Below are 739 nucleotides of genomic sequence, written 5' to 3'. Positions count from 1 at the left end.
GTACCGTCACGGCGCGTAGTAAATACAATCTGACCGGCATTGAGCGCATCAATCGTTTGTTCGTTGCTCCGCTTGGGATTAGCTGCCACAGCATCAGGATAGGCAACGTAAGTGAGTGAAGTTGTCTCGTTAGCAGCCGAAGAATCCCCAGCAACCCAACCAGCTGCCTGTGTAGCAGTCAGTTCAGTCCCATCAGCTAACGTGACACCATTGTTGACTACTGACACACCTTCATAGTCGTACTTAGTGCCACCTTCTAGAGCTGGAACTACTGCACGAATCTTGTAACCTTCTTTTTCTCGAAGCCGCTTCGTTGTGGTCGCTACAAGTCCATGAAGTACGTTCTCCGCTGCAATTCCCGCAGTTGTGACCACATTGTAGTTTTCAGTACTCAAAGCGTTGTCAATCAAATCAAGCTCATCTTCAGCGTCCTCAGTAGTCCCACCCGTCAGCTTGTAAGTTGTGCTAGCAGCCAAAGCTTCCAGCTTAGCCTTACCAGCTGTGGCAGAGAATTCAGCTCCGCCAGTGGTAGCAGAGGCATCACCAGTTGGTGTAGTCATGTCACCGGTAAATTCTACGTCCACATAGGGATTGGATTCTAACCCACTAGCGGTAGTCGTCCGCACTTGCTGCTGCGCGACCAGTTCTGTGCCAAACAATGTGTTGACGTTGACCAGTGTTTCATCGTTAGGGTCTTTCTCAACTGATACAGTTAAGTCGTTCCCCTTGGTACCGGCAT

General features: G+C 49.9%; 1 protein-coding gene. It reads right to left on the bottom strand.

The window, feature by feature from the left end:
- Positions 1–739 (bottom strand): phage tail sheath subtilisin-like domain-containing protein (locus tag ACYVN4_RS45115; RefSeq protein ID WP_460730480.1); only part of this gene is annotated, 739 nt, incomplete at both ends.

The sequence above is a fragment of the Nocardia heshunensis genome (assembly GCF_054782115.1).
Note: the sequence above shows the minus strand (reverse complement) of the source record. Positions and strands in the feature narration are given on the sequence as shown.